Below are 14,960 nucleotides of genomic sequence, written 5' to 3' on the forward strand. Positions count from 1 at the left end.
GGTGCTTAAGCCTTCCTGATTAATGGCACTTTGATTTCTACCATTTGGATATGAAGGCAATAGCTGGATGGTCTAAATGAATATCGACAGGCTGAAGCGATCGCGGGGCAAGCCCGCTCCCACGAATCCCTGACGGGCTCGTGGGAGCGGGCTTGCCCCGCGATGACCACTTTAGAGATCAACCCGCGACAAGCACTCGGATCGCCTCAAGGCGCAGCGCCGCTTTGTCCAGCGCCGCCAGCCCTTCTTCACGCTGCTTGCGCAGGGCATCGATCTCGCTGTCACGCACGCTCGGGTTCACGGCCTTCAGCGCGGTCAGGCGCGCCAGTTCCTCGTCGGCCTCGGCGGTGAGCCGCTGGCGGGCCTGGGCCACGCGTTCGTCGTGGGTCGGCAGGACCTTGGCCTCGCCGGCGGCGATGCGCTTGGCCAGCACGTCGCGCTGGGCCTGGACGAACTTGTTGGCGCTGGCCTTGGGCACGCTTTCGAGCTGGTCGTTGAGGGTTTCGAACGCCACCCGCGGGCCCAGGTCGTTGCCGTTGGTGTCGAGCAGGCAGCGCAACGCGGCAGGCGGCAGGTAGCGGCCCAGTTGCAGGCTGCGCGGGGCGACCACTTCGCTGACGTAGAGCAGTTCGAGCAGCACGGTGCCGGGCTTGAGCGCCTTGTTCTTGATCAGCGCCACGGCGGTGTTGCCCATCGAGCCGGACAGCACCAGGTCCATGCCGCCCTGGACCATCGGGTGCTCCCAGGTCAGGAACTGCATGTCCTCGCGCGACAGCGCCTGGCCACGGTCGTAGGTGATGGTCACGCCTTCGTCGTCGCCCAGCGGGAAGCTGGCGTCGAGCATCTTCTCGCTCGGCTTGAGGATCAGGGCGTTTTCCGAATGGTCCTCGCTGTCGATGCCGAAGGCGTCGAACAGGGTTTCCATGTAGATCGGCAGGGCGAACTGGTCGTCCTGTTCGAGAATGGCCTCGACCAGCGCCTGGCCTTCGCCGGCACCGCCGGAGTTGAGCTCCAGCAGACGGTCACGGCCGGTATGCAGCTCGGCTTCCAGGCGCTCGCGCTCGGCGCGGGCCTCGGCCACCAGCTTGCCCCAGCTCTTCTCGTCACTGTCGGCCAGCAGCGGCAGCAGGCGCGGGCCGAACTGGTGCTGCAGGGCGTTGCCGGTCGGGCAGGTGTTGAGGAAGGCGTTGAGGCCTTCGTGGTACCACTGGAACAGGCGCTCCTGCGGGCTGTCCTGCAGGTACGGGATGTGCAGCTGGATCGTGTGCTTCTGGCCGATCCGGTCGAGACGGCCGATGCGCTGCTCGAGCAGGTCGGGGTGGGCCGGCAGGTCGAACATCACCAGGTGATGGGCGAACTGGAAGTTGCGGCCCTCACTGCCGATCTCGGAGCAGATCAGCACCTGGGCGCCGAATTCCTCGTCGGCGAAGTAGGCGGCGGCGCGGTCGCGCTCGAGGATGCTCATGCCTTCATGGAACACCGTGGCCGGGATGCCGGAACGCACGCGCAGGGCGTCTTCCAGGTCCATGGCGGTCTCGGCGTGGGCGCAGATCACCAGGACCTTGGTGCGCTTGAGCATCTTCAGGGTGTCGATCAGCCAGTCGACCCGTGGGTCGAAGCGCCACCAGCGCTCGTCGTCGCCGGTCTCGCCCAGGGCCTGGAAGGCCACTTCCGGGTACAGCTCGGCGCGCTCGCCCGAGGGCAGCTCGGCGTAGGCGTCGGGGTTGGCCAGCGGGTAGGGGTGCAGCTGGCGCTCGGGGAAGCCCTGGATCGCCGCGCGGGTGTTGCGGAACAGCACGCGGCCTGTGCCGTGGCGGTCAAGCAGCTCGCGGATCAGGCGGGCGCTGGCCTGGCTGTCGCCATCGCTGACCGCGGCCAGCAGGGCTTCGCCTTCGGCACCGAGGAAGCCCTGGATAGTAGCGTGGGCCTTGGCCGACAGACGGCCTTCGTCGAGCAGTTCCTGCACCGCTTCGGCGACCGGGCGATAGTTTTCGCTCTCGGCGCGGAACGCGGCCAGGTCGTGGAAACGGTTGGGGTCGAGCAGCCGCAGGCGGGCGAAGTGGCTGTCCTGGCCAAGCTGTTCCGGGGTGGCGGTGAGCAGCAGCACGCCCGGGATGACCTGGGCCAGTTGCTCGACCAGCGCATACTCGGCGCTGGCCTGTTCCTCATGCCAGACCAGGTGGTGGGCCTCGTCGACCACCATGAGGTCCCAGCCGGCGGCGAACAGCGCGTCCTGGGCCTTCTCGTCCTCGACCAGCCACTCCAAGGCGACCAGTGCCAGCTGGGCATCCTCGAACGGGTTGCTGGCGTCGCTCTCGATGAAGCGCTCGGCGTCGAACAGCGCGACCTGCAGGTTGAAGCGCCGGCGCATTTCCACCAGCCACTGGTGCTGGAGGTTCTCGGGCACCAGGATCAGCACGCGGTTGGCGCGCCCGGACAGCAGCTGGCGGTGGATCACCAGGCCCGCCTCGATGGTCTTGCCCAGGCCCACTTCGTCGGCCAGCAGAACCCGTGGGGCGATGCGGTCGGCCACTTCACGGGCGATGTGCAACTGGTGGGCGATAGGCTGGGCGCGTACGCCGCCCAGGCCCCACAGCGATGAAAGCATCTGCTTGCTGGTGTGCTGCAGGGTGTTGTAGCGCAGCGAGAACCACGACAGCGGGTCGATCTGCCCGGCGAACAGGCGGTCGCTGGCCAGGCGGAACTGGATGAAGTTCGACAGCTGCGTCTCGGGCAGGGTGCGCGGCTGGTTCTGGCCGTCGATGCCGTGGTAGACCATCAGGCCGTCGATGTCATCGACCTCCTGCACGGTCAGCTTCCAGCCTTCGAAGTGGGTGATCAGGTCGCCGGGCGAGAAGCGCACGCGGGTCAGCGGCGCATTGCGTAGCGAGTACTGGCGGGTGTCGCCCGTGGCCGGGTAGAGCACGGTCAACAGGCGGCCATCCTGCGCCAGGATGGTCCCAAGACCGAGCTCGGCTTCGCTGTCGCTGATCCAGCGTTGCCCCGGTTGATACTGCTGCGCCATACTGCCAAAACTCCCGCGATGAAAAAGCCGACTATGTTAACGGATCGGCTTCGCCAGACCAATGAATGTGAAGAGTCTAGCGCTTTCATCGACGAACACCGTCCCGTCACGAGGGCCACGCGCCAACATGGTTGCCAAGCACCGCTGGTTGAACGTCACCCTGGGCCTGGGCAGCCTCGCGCTGCTGGCCGCCTGCGAACAGAAGAGCTTCGAAGTTCTGCCGCCGATTCCGGTCGAGCAACTGGAGGTGCTCGGTGTGCAGACACCGATCAAGAGCGTGCACTTCCACGACCGCGACGGTGAAGGCCTGCTGGTGTTGAGCCGGGTAGATGGCCAGGCCACCGACCCCGACACCGAGGAGGAAGTCGACAAGGTGGTGCTCAAGGCCACCCTGTATGGCCGTGCCGCCGGCGGTGATGCCTTCAAGGCGCGCTGGCAGATCGAGCAGGAGACCACCTGCGCCGGGCTGGACCTGGACGTCGACTTCTATACCGATGTCAGCGATGTCGGTGACCTGAACAAGGACGGCGTGGCCGAAGTGACCGTGGCCAGCCACGCCTTCTGCGGCGGCGGCATCGACCCCCACGACATCGCCATCGAGATGCGTGAGGGCCAGGCGATCTACACCATCACCGGCCAGTCGCTGATCAGCCCGCCGGGTGAAGACGCGTTCGGCGGTGAGCGCGAGGACAGCGCTTCGCTCAAGAGCGCCCCGCAGGTCGTGCGCGAGCACATGGACGCGGTCTGGCAACAGGTCTACAAGCGGCCCTGGAGCGAGTCGAGCGCCGCGCCCGACGACGACCCGGACGACGAGGCGGAGTAAGCCCGCGCTATACTTCAGCCCGGTGCGGCGCTGTGACACGCCGCACACCTTCGACCGCGGGCATTCAAGGCGGCGCACCACCAGCCGATAACAAGGCTACAGGAGACCCACCATGCTGCCGCCGATCATCCCGCTCAGTGCCGCCCCCGTGACCTCGCAACAGGATCCGGTCAAGCCGCCGCCGACCATCCCGCCGGTAGTACCCGCGCAGCCGACCTCCAGCGACGGCACCATCGACCTCAAGCACCACCGCGATCCCGAGGAGCAGACCCTGCTGCTGCGCGAGGAGCAGCGCCGCCAGCAGCAACGGCGCAAGCAGGCCGAAGGGGAGCGCTATGAAGCCGTGCCCGGCGAGGAGCTCAACGCCGACAACACCGTGCCGGTAGCGCCTATGGGCGAGCGCACGCGCCAGGGGCTGCTGGTGGATATCGAGGTCTGACCAGGCTCTGTACTCTAGTCAGCACCGCCGCTTGCCTTCATCATGAAGGCCTCTGCTGTCCGTCGAGCCCGCCATGAGCCAAGACAACCTGATCGACTTCGGCGCCGAACGCGCCAAACGCATCCATGACCTCAATGACAAGCGCCTGAACGACATGCGCCAGGCCTTCGAGCAGGCCATGCCGCTGGCCCAGGCCAAGAAGAAAAAGCCCAAGGGCAAACCCAAGAAGCGCTGAAACTTGATGCAGGTCAACCCTGCACCCGCCTCGCGCGCCCGGCCCCGGGCGCCATTGACTCCGGTCAATTTTCCCCCTCCCGGCATTGGTTACCTTGCACCCATCGGATGACGGCACATCAAGGGAGGGGCCGACATGTTCTTCGACAACGTGGTTATCGCCGGTGTGGTAACGGTCGGGTTGATGTTGGCGTTCTTCGCCGGTCTGGGCATTTTCATCTGGAAGGACTCGAAAAAGCGCAATCAGCGCTGATCCTTCCCGATTCACGAGCACGCAAGGCATTTAGGGCGACTTCGGTCGCCCATTTTTTTTTGCCTGGATTTTCATCGCGGGGTGGGGCTTGCCGACGAGCGGGGCGCATCCATCTCAGGGCTGCTGGGCGGTCGCCGCCAGCACGATCTCGCGAATGCACACCTGCTGCGGCTGCTGGTAGGCCCAGACGATCGCCCCGGCGACATCCTCGGCGCTCAGTACCACGCCGCCCATGTCATTGGCCTTCCACGCCTCGTAGTCGCGCTTGATGCCCTCGTCGGTGGTGTGTCCGAGCAACTCGGTCTCCACCGCGCCCGGGGCGATGGTCACCACCCGCACATTGTGCGGCGCCAGCTCCTCGCGCAGGTTCTCCGACAGCCCGTGCACGGCGAACTTGCTGCCCACATAGGCCACATGGTTGGGGAAGGTCTTGCGCCCGGCCACGGAGCTCACGTTGATCAGCGTGCCGTGGCGCCGCTCGATCATCCCGCCGAGCAGCGCATGCACGCCGTTGAGCAGGCCTTTGACGTTGATGTCGAACATGCGCTCCCACTGCTCCGGATCCTGCTCGTGCATCTGCCCCAGCAGCATCACGCCTGCGTTGTTCACCAGGGCATCGGCCGGGCCGTACAGCGCTTCGGCTTCGGCCACGGCAGCCACCAGCGCCGCCCGGTCGCGGATATCCACGGCGCGGCACAGGCAATCGGGGAGTGCCAGCGCCTCGAGGCGTTCCAGGCGTCGGGCGATCAGCAGCAGCGGATGCCCCGCAGCGCTAAAGCGCTGGGCGGTGGCGGCGCCGATACCGGAGCTGGCGCCAGTGACGATGATCAGGGGTTTGTTCATGGTTGCCTCCAAGGCATAATCACTTTCGATGGCCAGGATTCTAGATAGCGCTCGCGGCCATGAAAAACGGCTTATTTCTCTGGCTGGCATCGGTTCTATCTATGGATATCCGTCATCTCAAGGCATTCATCGCGGTCTTCGAAGCGCGCAACATCACTGTAGCCGCCCAGCGTTTGTGCGTGGCCCAGCCGACCTTGTCGGTGACCATTCGCCAGCTGGAGGAGGACCTGGGCGCCGAGCTGTTCCTGCGTCAGGCCCGCGGCGTCGAAGTCAGCGAACAGGCCCGCGAACTGTATCCCCAGGCCTGTCGCATGGTGGCCGAGGCCGAGGCCCTGCGCCTGCGGTTTCGCCAGGGGCAGGAGCGGGTGCCCCTGGCGCTGGGTATCGAGGCCGATATCGCGCCGGCCCAGGTCGAGGCCTGCGTGCGCCTGGCCAGCCAGGCGGTGGCGGGTTTGCAGTTGACCCTGCTGGAAGGCTGCGATGGCGACGCTCGCCTGGCCGACGAGGCCCAGCGTTGCGAGGATGAACTGTTCCTGCCGCTGTGGGAGGAAGCGTTCGTGCGGGTGATGGCCACCGGCAGCCAGCCGGACGGGCGCTGGATCACCTGCCCGCAGCACCCGTCGCACCAACGCTTGATGGGCTTGTATGAAGGGGGCGAGCAGGTCGGCCAGGCCGGTTCGTTGCAACGGGTCCTGGCCATGGTCGCCGCCGGGCAGGGCGCGGCCTGGTTGCCGCAGTCGCTGGCCGAGCGTTGCCCGGGGGTCTACTGGCAGCCGGGCAGTGGCCTGACGCTGCGCCGTCGGGTCGGGTTGTGCATGTCCCATGAGGCCTTGGCACTGCCCGCCGTGGCGGCGCTGCATCAGGCCCTGAGCCGCGCTTGAAGGGTGGTAGGCGCTTCTACGTGTAGGAGCGGCCTTGTGCCGCGAAAGGGCTGCGCATCGACTGGGCAACGCGTGCCTAGAGGAACATCCCCCCAGACACCTCCAGCCGCTGCCCGGTGATCCAGCCATTGCCGTCCTCCAGCAACAGGGCGATGGCCGCTCCGATATCGTCGGGCAGGCCGACGCGTCCCAACGCCGTGTTGCCGGCGATGTAGTCATTGACCTGCGGGTTGTCGCGCACCACGCCACCGCCGAAGTCGGTCTCGATAGCGCCCGGTGCGAGAATGTTCACGCGGATGCCGCGCGCGCCCAGTTCCTTGGCCTGGTAGCGGGTCAGCACCTCCATGGCGCCTTTCATGGCCGCATAGGCGGCGTAGCCGGGCAGGGCGAAGCGGGTCAGGCCGGTGGAGATGTTGACAATGCGCCCGCCGTCGGCCAGCAGCGGCAGCAGGCGCTGGGTGAGGAAGAACGGCCCCTTGAGCTGGATGTTCAGCAACTGGTCGAACTGCGCTTCGCTGGTTTCGCTGAACGGCACGTTCAGGCCGATGCCGGCGTTATTCACCAGAAAGTCCAGCTGACGACGGCCGAACTGTTGTTCGAGGGTGTCGCCCAGTCGCTCGGCGAAGGCAGCAAAGCTGGCGCTGTCGCTGACATCCAGTTGCAGCATGGCGGCGCGCACGCCGGCCTGCTCCAGCGAGGCGGCCACGGCGTGGGCCTCGTCGGCCTTGCTGTGGTAGGTGCCGATGATGTCGATACCGCGAGCGGCCAGGTGTTCGGCGGTGTTCTTGCCCAGGCCGCGGCTGGCGCCGGTGATCAGTGCGATCTTGCGAGTCATGTCGATTACCTCGGTGGGGTGGTTGTTGAATGACAGGTTATTGATCGGCTGATGGCTGTTAAATCCACGGATTCCGGAAATACTGTTCGTATTGAATGGACAATTGGAGCCCGTGATGAACAAGTTGGAGCTGCTGCGCACCTTTGTCAGGGTCAGCGAACTGAGCAGTTTCACCCTCGCCGGCGAGAGCCTGGGCTTGCCGCGCTCGACCGTCTCCGAGCAGGTGCGTGCGCTGGAGCGGTTGCTCGGCACGCGCCTGTTCAACCGCACCACGCGACGGGTGCAGACCACCCAGGACGGCGCCTTGCTCTACGAGCGCAGCAAGGACCTGCTGTCGGGCATGGACGAGATCGAAAGCCTGTTCAGCGCCGACGATGCCGACCTGGCCGGGCGCCTGCGCATCGACCTGCCGACCATGATGGCGCGGCGGCTGATCGTGCCGGCGCTGCCAGGGTTTCTCGAGCGTTTCCCGCGTCTGGAAGTGGAGCTCAGCTGCACTGACCGCCAGGTCGACCTGCTGCGCGAAGGCTTCGACTGCGTGATGCGCATCGGCGCGCTCAGCGACCTGGACGTGGTCGCCCGCCCGGTGGGGCGCCTGAGCATGCGCAACTGTGCCAGCCCCGCCTACCTCGAGCGTCACGGCGTGCCACGGAACCTGCAGGATCTGGCCGGCCATCGGCTGGTCCACTATGTGCGCAATCTCGGTGCCCGCAGCGCCGGGTTCGAATACGAGCAGGAGGGCGAGCTGCGCTTCCAGGCCATGGCCGGCGTGGTCACGGTGAACAATGCCGAAGCCTACTCCGCCGCCTGCCTGGCCGGACTCGGGCTGATCCAGGTGCCGGCGGTTGGTGTCGATGAACACCTGCGTAACGGTGAACTGGTATCGCTGCTCGAGCCCTGGCAGGCGCGGGCCATGCCGGTGTCGCTGCTGTATGCGCGGCAGCGCCATGTGCCGCGCCGGGTCCAGGCGTTCATGAACTGGCTGGCGGCGCTGCTAGCGTCGCAGGTCGACCCGGTGGCGGCGCCAACCGGCTGAAACGGGAAGGGGCGAGAAAGCGTGGCGAAGATTCCGGCAGTTGCGTTAGGCTGGCACCTGCGCGTCGCCCGCCAGAGGTGACCGTTCCCTGCGTGCGTCACTTCCGAATTTTGCGAGGTTACGCCATGGCCATCACTTCCCAGGACATCTGCAACGCCGCCGAACAGCTCAAGGGCTTTGTCGGCTTCCACGGCAAGCGCGGCATTCATATCGTGCGGTTTTCCGAAGATTCGTTCGGCATGGACGTCGCCGACGACAGCATCATCCCCTGCAACGAGTTCGTCTGGCGCCCCGAGGCCGACACGCGCATGGCATTGTGCCGGGAGCGCCTGGCCTTGCTGCTGGAGCAGCACGTGGACGACCGGCTGAACATCGGCGAGCCGCTGCGTATCTACCTCAAGCGCACTGACCTGCCGGAGATCGTGGCCGAACGCAGCCTGCGCTGACGGCATGCATCAGGAGGGACTCAGGACACATCCTGCTGGCGCACCTCCCGGCCCGCCAGCAGCGCCTCGAACCCCGCCCGGTCCACCGGCTTGCTCAGGTAGTAGCCCTGGACCTCATGGCACTGCTCCCTGTCCAGCGCCTGCAACTGTTGCTCGGTCTCCACCCCCTCGGCGGTGACCGTCAGCCCCATGGCCTTGCCCAGGTTGATGATGGCCTGGACCACCGCCCGGTCGTTGCCGCTCTGGCTGCTCAGCCCGGCAATGAAACGCTTGTCGATCTTGATACTGTCGAACGGGTAGGTGCGCAGGTAACCCAGCGACGAGTAACCGGTACCGAAGTCGTCCATGTTCAGGCGCACGCCCAGCTCCTTTAGCGCGAGCATGGTGCCCAGGGCACCTTCGATGTCGTTGAGCATCACGTTCTCGGTGATCTCCAGTTCCAGGCGCTGGGCCGGGAAGCCGGTGTCCAGCAGCACCTGGCGCACATCGGCGACCACATCGCTGCGCGAGAACTGCGCCGGCGACAGGTTGACCGAGACCAGCAGCTCGTCGGGCCAGTCGCGGGCATTGCGGCAGGCCTCGGCCAGCACCCAGCGACCAAGAGGCACGATCAGGTCGCTCTGTTCGGCCAGGGGAATGAAAGTGTCCGGCCCGAGCAGGCCTTCCTCGGGATGCTGCCAGCGCAACAAGGCCTCCACCGAGACGATGCTCAGGTCGTCCAGGCGGTAGCGCGGCTGGTAGTGCAGGACGAACTCATGCTGCTTGATCGCCCGGCGCAGGTCGTTTTCCAGTTGCCGGCGGTACTGGATCTGCTGGTTCATCTCCGGCGAGAAGTAACGCCAGGTGTTCTTGCCGTCGGCCTTGGCCTGGTACAGGGCGATGTCGGCGCAGCGGATCAGCTCGCCAGCGTCGTAGCCCTGGACCCGGGTCTGGGCGATGCCGATGCTGGCGCCGATGTGCAACTGATGTTCCTCGTAGGCGATGGGTTGCTGCAGCAGGTCGAGCAGGCGGGCGCAGAAGCGGTCGATCTCGCTGCGGTTGTCCAGGCCATGCAGCACCAGGACGAACTCGTCGCCGCCCAGGCGGGCCACCAGGTCATTGTCGCGAGTGGTGTCGCGCAGGCGGCCGGCCACCTCCTGCAGTACCGCGTCGCCGGCCGGGTGGCCGAGGGAATCGTTGATCGGCTTGAAGCTGTCCAGATCGAGCAGCAGCAAGGTCAGCGGCGGTGAATCGCTGCCGCGCAACAGCGCCTGCTCGAGGTGGCGCGACAGCTTGTTGCGGTTGGCCAGGCCAGTCAGGGCATCGTGCATCGACAGGTGCTGGATGCGGGCATGGGCGGCGACCTCGTCGGTAATGTCGCTGGCGGTGCCGCGAAAGCCGGCGAGCTTGCCCTCGTAGACGATCGAGCGCGCCGAAACGCGGCAGTAGCGGTTCTGCCCGCTGGCGTCATCGTAGTTGCAGCGCAGGTTGGCCAGTTGCTGCGGGTTGTCGTCGGCCTGGCTGTCGAGCCAAGGCAAAAGCGGAGTAGTGTCGCAGGCCAGCAATTGGTTGAGCGGCTGGCCTATCCAGTCCTCGAGCCGGTAGCCGGTGACGCTGACGAAGCGCTGTGACAGGTAGGTCAGGCGGTGCTGGCGGTCGGTTTCCCAGATCCAGTCCGACGCGGCCTCGGCCACCGCGCGAAAGCGCTGCTCGCTGGCCTCCAGGGCGCGGTTGCTCTGCTGCAGGCGCAGCAGGCTGTCATCGATGGCGCGGGAGCTGCGCAGGGCATGGCGGAACAGGTAGAGCAGCACCAGGCCGAGTACCAGCAGCACCGCCAGCAGCGGCGGCAGGAAGGCGTGGAGCAACTGGCGACCCGGCAGCGGCGTGTTCCAGGCCAGGTGATAGCCGGTATCGCCCAGGGCGATATGCGGTTGTCCGGCCTGGGCGGCGCCGTTCTTCTCCAGGCGCATGCCGGTCAGGCCCGCGCCCTTGCCCAGCACGGCGAGCTTGGCCTCGGTCAGTTGGTCGACGAATACCATCACCGGCGCCTGGCGCACATCCGCCTCGGTCACCTCTTTATCCGGGCGCACTGCCGCCGCGCTGAGCACCGCCGGCCAGCCGTTGAAGCGCACGAAGTGGGTCACCTGCTCGCGGGCCGGGGCCGCCTTGCGCGCCGCGTCGATGATCGGCGCCAGGGGGCTGTCGATATGGGCACTGGCCGGCGAGTCGGTGGGTTTGCCCTTGAACAGGGCGTAGGTAGTGCGGCCATCCTCGACCACGAACACGCCTTCATAGCCGCTGGCGCTGTACAGCGACTCGCCGACGTTCTTCTCGTCATACGCCCACTGCCAGTCGACCTTGCCTACCAGATGTTCGTAGGCGACGTCCCAGACGGCGTAGCTGGAGAGGAACTGGCGCGAGGCCACCAGCCGCTGCTCCAACGCCTGGGTGGCCTGGAAAGTACTCTGCTCCTGCGCCTGGCGGTCCAGCGTGGCGGCGATGTTGAACAACGCCACCAGGGTGAACACGCAGGCGAGCCCGAACAGCGCGCAGAAGCCGCCGACCAGGCGGCGCACCTGCAGGCGCGAGGTGGGGCTGGAGGATGAAAGGTCGACGTTCCTGTCCATGTACGGGCGACTCCTTCAACTGCTGTCTGCGCCCGGGGCCTGGGCGAAGGTTCAGTCAGGATAGGCCAGCTTGAGCAGGGCGGCCTCGCCGCGGGCGAAATTGACCTGGTCGCGCCCCTGGTGCTTGGCGGCGTACAGGGCCTTGTCGGCCTGTTCCAGCCAATGCTCGGGCGAGGCGAGGGTGGCGCGGAAGTCCGCCAGGCCGATGCTCAGGCTGATGCGCAGGTCCGGCAGCTGCGGGTTGCGGTAGGCGCCGACGCGTTCGCGCAGGCGCTCCATGGCCTGGCAGGCCTGGGCTTCCTGGGCGCCGGGGAGGATTACGCAGAACTCGTCGCCGCCGTAGCGCCCGGCCAGGTCGTCCTCGCGCAGGTTGCGCCGCAGTTCCTGGCTGAGCTGGCGCAGCACGCAGTCGCCGACCACATGGCCGTAGGTGTCGTTGATGGTCTTGAAATGGTCGATGTCGATCAGGGCGATGACCGCCGGCAGCTGTTGTTGCTGGCAGATCTGGAACTTGAGCAGCAGCAGGTCCTTCCATGAGCCATGGTTGAGCAGGCCGGTGAGGCTGTCGGTGCGGCTCAGGGCACTGAGCCGGCGCTTGTGCTCGGCCAGCTTGATCGCCAGCTGGTAGCACACCCAGCCCAGAGCCAGGGGGTAGAAGGTGAGCATCGGCAGGCAGGCGAGCACCTGCAACTGCGTGGCCTGGGGCTGCAGGCCGGTGCCGAGCAGGGCGCTGGCCAGCAGCATCCCGCCCAGCTGGGCCAGCAGGCCGCGCAGCAGCACCCGTTTGCCACCGGCGGCGACGTTGTTCATGGTCATCATCGACAGGATGGTCACCGTGGGCAGCGGGTTGAAATGCATCGCCGCGGTCCAGAATCCGCCCATCAAGGAGTCCAGCAGGATGTTGCGCTGTTCGGCCTGGTAGGGCGTGGCCGAGCGCAGCGCCCATTGGTAGGCCACATGGGGCCAGAGCAGGCCGTTGAACAGCAGCAGGGCCCAGGCCCACTGCGGCGGGTTCAGCGGGGCAATGGCCGCCATCACGCTGAACAGGCCGATCCCCAGGCCGATGATGCGCGGCAGGTAGATGCGCCTGACGAAAGAGAGCCCCTTGCCGCTGCGGTTGTCGATCATGGTTGTCGTTCTTCTGTGGGGCGCCGTTTATCGCATAAGTCGTGTGAATATTGTTGAACAATCGTTCATCGGCGAAAAATGACCTTACAAGCCATTTCACGGTTGATCCGACCCTGTGGAGTAATATGAAGGCCTTCTTCATTTGCGGAGTGCTGTTGCTCATGGTCCCCATGGCTACCCCCGCCGGCGAGCCGGCACCGCACCGGGACGGACGCTTTCACAACCAGGTCGAGCTGCCCAAGGATGGCGTGCTCAAGAAACTGCGCATCGGCGTCAAGTACCTGCTGCTGCGCAAGCCGCCGCAAACCCGGCCAGACACGGCGCTGAGCCTGCAGCCGATGACCCGCCAGCAGGTGGCCGACGCACCGGATCACAGCCTGTGGCGCCTCGGCCACTCCACGGTACTGCTCAAGCTGCGCGGGCGCTTCTTCATTACCGACCCGGTGTTCGCCGAACGCGCCTCACCGGTGCAGTGGGCCGGGCCGCTGCGCTTCCATGCGCCGCCGCTGACGCTCGACGACCTGCCGCCGCTGACTGCGGTGATCCTGTCCCATGACCATTACGACCACCTCGACGAGCAGGCAATTCGCCGGTTGGCGCCGCGCACCGAGCACTTTCTCGCGCCGCTGGGGGTAGGCGACCTGCTTATCGAGTGGGGCGTGCCGCCGGCCAAGGTGCGACAACTGGATTGGTGGCAGGAAACCGAGGTGGAAGGTGTGCGCTTCGCCGCCACACCGGCGCAGCACTTCTCCGGGCGCGGGTTGTTCGACAGCAACCGCAGGCTGTGGGCGTCCTGGGTGATGATCGACGAAGGGCTGCGGCTGTTCTTCAGCGGCGACACCGGTTACTTCGCCGGATTTCGCGAGATCGGCGAGCGCTACGGGCCCTTCGACCTGACCTTGATAGAGACCGGCGCCTACAACGTTGCCTGGCCCAATGTGCACATGCAGCCGGAGCAGACCCTGCAGGCGCACCTGGATTTGAAGGGCCGCTGGTTGCTGCCGATCCACAACGGCACCTTCGACCTGTCGATCCACAGCTGGCAGGAGCCCTTCGAGCGTATCCTGGCACTGGCCAATGCCGCCCAGGTGGAGCTGAGCACGCCACAGATGGGCGAACGGGTCAGCCTCGACTCGCCGCATCCGGGGCAGAACTGGTGGCGGCCGCGGCCATTGCCGCAGCGGGGCAGGGCGTCCGAGCGGGCGGTTGCCGCGCGCTAGTTCTTTGCCCCCTTGTCGTCCTTCAATAGTTTCGAGGGCGGCTTGCCGCTGTCGCTGCGCACCTGGGCATGGCTGATCAAGGCGAAGATGAAACTGCCGCCAATGATGTTGCCGGCCAGGGTGGGCAGGGCGAAGTCGAGCCAGAAGGCGCTCCAGCTTTGCTCGTCTGCCCAGACCAGATAGGACACCTCGACCGAGCCCACCACTATATGAGTGAAGTCACCCAGGGCCATCAGGTAGGTGATCATCAGGATGATCCAGATCTTGGCGTGCTCCATGGACGGGATCATCCAGACCATGGTGGCGATCATCCAGCCCGAGACGATGCCCTTGGCGAACATCTGGCCGATGCCGTTCTCCATCACCTTGCGGCCTACATCCAGAAAGGCGACATCGGTCTTGCTGTCGAAGATCGGCAGTTCGAGCATCACCCAGGCCACCAGCAAGGTGCCGGCCAGGTTGCCGAGCAGGACGATGGTCCACAGGCGCAGCAGGCGACCCAGGTTTGTCAGGGTGGGGGCGGTCATCAGCGGCAGCACGGCGGTCAGGGTGTTTTCGGTGAACAGTTGCTGGCGGGCGAGGATCACCGCCAGGAAGCCTGCGCTATAGCCCAGGCTGGCGACCACCTGTGCGCTGTCGCCCTCGGGCAGGCGAGCATAGAACAGTCCCATGGCCATCAACGACAGGCCCATGGTCAGGCCCGCCGCCAGCGCCGACCACCACAAGGCGGCAAGGGTGCGCTCCAGTTCCTGGTCACCCTGGGCGCGGATGATCTCGTGCAGCACCGCCGCCCGGGGCGGCTGGTTGTGGCTGACTTCCTGCTCTTCGTCCGGCGACAGGCCCGGGGTCTTCTCGCTCTGTGCATCGCTCATGGCAGCCGCTCCGCTTGCGTGTTTCTCTACAGAGCGGCAACCGCGTCGAATAGTTGCCGAGCGGCCGCCGGATGGCGATCGAAAGTTTTTTCAGATCAAGGTGTTGACTCTGAAATCAAACCGCGTATTATTCGCCTCCTCGCAGCGTTGAACGCCACGAGGCAAGCGGTAAGTTGTTGAGGTTGAAGGTGTTTTGCAGAAAGCAGCTTCGAAAAAAACTTCAAAACAACGCTTGACAGCAAATGAGGAAAGCGTAGAATGCGCGCCTCGGTTGAGACGAAAAGCTCTTGGCCAAACGCTCTTTAACAAATTGAATCAA

General features: G+C 65.9%; 14 protein-coding genes. 8 read left to right on the forward strand and 6 right to left on the reverse strand.

What is annotated here, in order from left to right; translation table 11 throughout:
- Positions 1-178 precede the first annotated feature (178 nt).
- Positions 179-3,025: an RNA polymerase-associated protein RapA gene (gene rapA, locus HU735_RS25310; protein WP_186716138.1), complete on the reverse strand. Its 2,847-nt coding sequence runs from the start codon at positions 3,023-3,025 to the stop codon at positions 179-181.
- Positions 3,026-3,152: 127 nt separating this feature from the next.
- Between rapA and HU735_RS25315 the strand changes: the two genes are divergently transcribed.
- The 4 genes from HU735_RS25315 (at position 3,153) to ccoM (ending at position 4,774) form a co-directional block, all read left to right on the forward strand.
- Positions 3,153-3,848 carry a hypothetical protein gene (locus HU735_RS25315; RefSeq protein WP_186716139.1) on the forward strand — a complete coding sequence of 232 codons (696 nt, stop codon included), beginning with the start codon at positions 3,153-3,155 and terminating at the stop codon, positions 3,846-3,848.
- A gap of 112 nt (positions 3,849-3,960) precedes the next feature.
- On the forward strand, positions 3,961-4,287 hold the full coding sequence (locus HU735_RS25320; protein ID WP_186716140.1) for an aspartate-semialdehyde dehydrogenase: 327 nt from the start codon (positions 3,961-3,963) through the stop codon (positions 4,285-4,287).
- Positions 4,288-4,360: 73 nt separating this feature from the next.
- Positions 4,361-4,522 (forward strand): hypothetical protein, encoded by a 162-nt coding sequence (locus tag HU735_RS25325; protein ID WP_096048546.1) that lies wholly within the window; start codon positions 4,361-4,363, stop codon positions 4,520-4,522.
- A gap of 135 nt (positions 4,523-4,657) precedes the next feature.
- Positions 4,658-4,774: a cytochrome c oxidase subunit CcoM gene (gene ccoM, locus HU735_RS27355; protein ID WP_023629476.1), complete on the forward strand. Its 117-nt coding sequence runs from the start codon at positions 4,658-4,660 to the stop codon at positions 4,772-4,774.
- A gap of 114 nt (positions 4,775-4,888) precedes the next feature.
- On the opposite strand, the gene HU735_RS25330 is transcribed toward ccoM, so the two are convergent.
- Positions 4,889-5,617, reverse strand: coding sequence for an SDR family oxidoreductase (locus HU735_RS25330; protein WP_050704246.1), 729 nt, complete (start codon positions 5,615-5,617; stop codon positions 4,889-4,891).
- 101 nt (positions 5,618-5,718) lie between these two features.
- Between HU735_RS25330 and HU735_RS25335 the strand changes: the two genes are divergently transcribed.
- Complete coding sequence (locus HU735_RS25335) at positions 5,719-6,498, forward strand: LysR family transcriptional regulator (RefSeq protein WP_186716142.1); 780 nt, start codon at positions 5,719-5,721, stop codon at positions 6,496-6,498.
- Between the two features lie 76 nt (positions 6,499-6,574).
- Here HU735_RS25335 and HU735_RS25340 read toward each other — a convergent pair whose 3' ends face one another.
- The gene (locus HU735_RS25340) at positions 6,575-7,333 is read right to left on the reverse strand and encodes an SDR family oxidoreductase (RefSeq protein ID WP_186716144.1); all 759 of its coding nucleotides are present in this window, start codon (positions 7,331-7,333) and stop codon (positions 6,575-6,577) included.
- Positions 7,334-7,448: 115 nt separating this feature from the next.
- Between HU735_RS25340 and HU735_RS25345 the strand changes: the two genes are divergently transcribed.
- Complete coding sequence (locus HU735_RS25345) at positions 7,449-8,369, forward strand: LysR family transcriptional regulator (RefSeq protein WP_186716146.1); 921 nt, start codon at positions 7,449-7,451, stop codon at positions 8,367-8,369.
- Between the two features lie 125 nt (positions 8,370-8,494).
- Complete coding sequence (locus tag HU735_RS25350; RefSeq protein ID WP_186716147.1) at positions 8,495-8,815, forward strand: DUF2025 family protein; 321 nt, start codon at positions 8,495-8,497, stop codon at positions 8,813-8,815.
- A gap of 20 nt (positions 8,816-8,835) precedes the next feature.
- On the opposite strand, the gene HU735_RS25355 is transcribed toward HU735_RS25350, so the two are convergent.
- Both HU735_RS25355 and HU735_RS25360 read right to left on the reverse strand, forming a co-directional pair.
- Positions 8,836-11,421, reverse strand: coding sequence for an EAL domain-containing protein (locus HU735_RS25355; protein WP_186716149.1), 2,586 nt, complete (start codon positions 11,419-11,421; stop codon positions 8,836-8,838).
- Positions 11,422-11,472: 51 nt separating this feature from the next.
- Complete coding sequence (locus HU735_RS25360) at positions 11,473-12,549, reverse strand: diguanylate cyclase (protein ID WP_186716155.1); 1,077 nt, start codon at positions 12,547-12,549, stop codon at positions 11,473-11,475.
- Positions 12,550-12,674: 125 nt separating this feature from the next.
- Between HU735_RS25360 and HU735_RS25365 the strand changes: the two genes are divergently transcribed.
- Positions 12,675-13,769, forward strand: coding sequence for an MBL fold metallo-hydrolase (locus HU735_RS25365; protein ID WP_186716156.1), 1,095 nt, complete (start codon positions 12,675-12,677; stop codon positions 13,767-13,769).
- On the opposite strand, the gene HU735_RS25370 is transcribed toward HU735_RS25365, so the two are convergent.
- The gene (locus tag HU735_RS25370) at positions 13,766-14,641 is read right to left on the reverse strand and encodes a formate/nitrite transporter family protein (protein WP_186716157.1); all 876 of its coding nucleotides are present in this window, start codon (positions 14,639-14,641) and stop codon (positions 13,766-13,768) included. The two genes, HU735_RS25365 and HU735_RS25370, sit on opposite strands and share 4 nt — an antisense overlap.
- Positions 14,642-14,960 lie beyond the last annotated feature (319 nt).

It is taken from the genome of Pseudomonas sp. BW16M2, assembly GCF_014268865.1.
GTDB lineage: Bacteria > Pseudomonadota > Gammaproteobacteria > Pseudomonadales > Pseudomonadaceae > Aquipseudomonas > Aquipseudomonas peradeniyensis.

Coding starts and splice junctions, on each gene's coding strand:
- HU735_RS25330 (WP_050704246.1), bottom strand. CDS start 5,617: ATGAACAAACCCCTGATCATCGTCACTGGCGCCAGCTCCGGTATCGGC.
- HU735_RS25315 (WP_186716139.1), top strand. CDS start 3,153: ATGGTTGCCAAGCACCGCTGGTTGAACGTCACCCTGGGCCTGGGCAGC.
- ccoM (WP_023629476.1), top strand. CDS start 4,658: ATGTTCTTCGACAACGTGGTTATCGCCGGTGTGGTAACGGTCGGGTTG.
- HU735_RS25335 (WP_186716142.1), top strand. CDS start 5,719: ATGGATATCCGTCATCTCAAGGCATTCATCGCGGTCTTCGAAGCGCGC.
- HU735_RS25360 (WP_186716155.1), bottom strand. CDS start 12,549: ATGATCGACAACCGCAGCGGCAAGGGGCTCTCTTTCGTCAGGCGCATC.
- HU735_RS25340 (WP_186716144.1), bottom strand. CDS start 7,333: ATGACTCGCAAGATCGCACTGATCACCGGCGCCAGCCGCGGCCTGGGC.
- HU735_RS25325 (WP_096048546.1), top strand. CDS start 4,361: ATGAGCCAAGACAACCTGATCGACTTCGGCGCCGAACGCGCCAAACGC.
- HU735_RS25370 (WP_186716157.1), bottom strand. CDS start 14,641: ATGAGCGATGCACAGAGCGAGAAGACCCCGGGCCTGTCGCCGGACGAA.
- rapA (WP_186716138.1), bottom strand. CDS start 3,025: ATGGCGCAGCAGTATCAACCGGGGCAACGCTGGATCAGCGACAGCGAA.
- HU735_RS25355 (WP_186716149.1), bottom strand. CDS start 11,421: ATGGACAGGAACGTCGACCTTTCATCCTCCAGCCCCACCTCGCGCCTG.
- HU735_RS25320 (WP_186716140.1), top strand. CDS start 3,961: ATGCTGCCGCCGATCATCCCGCTCAGTGCCGCCCCCGTGACCTCGCAA.
- HU735_RS25350 (WP_186716147.1), top strand. CDS start 8,495: ATGGCCATCACTTCCCAGGACATCTGCAACGCCGCCGAACAGCTCAAG.
- HU735_RS25345 (WP_186716146.1), top strand. CDS start 7,449: ATGAACAAGTTGGAGCTGCTGCGCACCTTTGTCAGGGTCAGCGAACTG.
- HU735_RS25365 (WP_186716156.1), top strand. CDS start 12,675: ATGAAGGCCTTCTTCATTTGCGGAGTGCTGTTGCTCATGGTCCCCATG.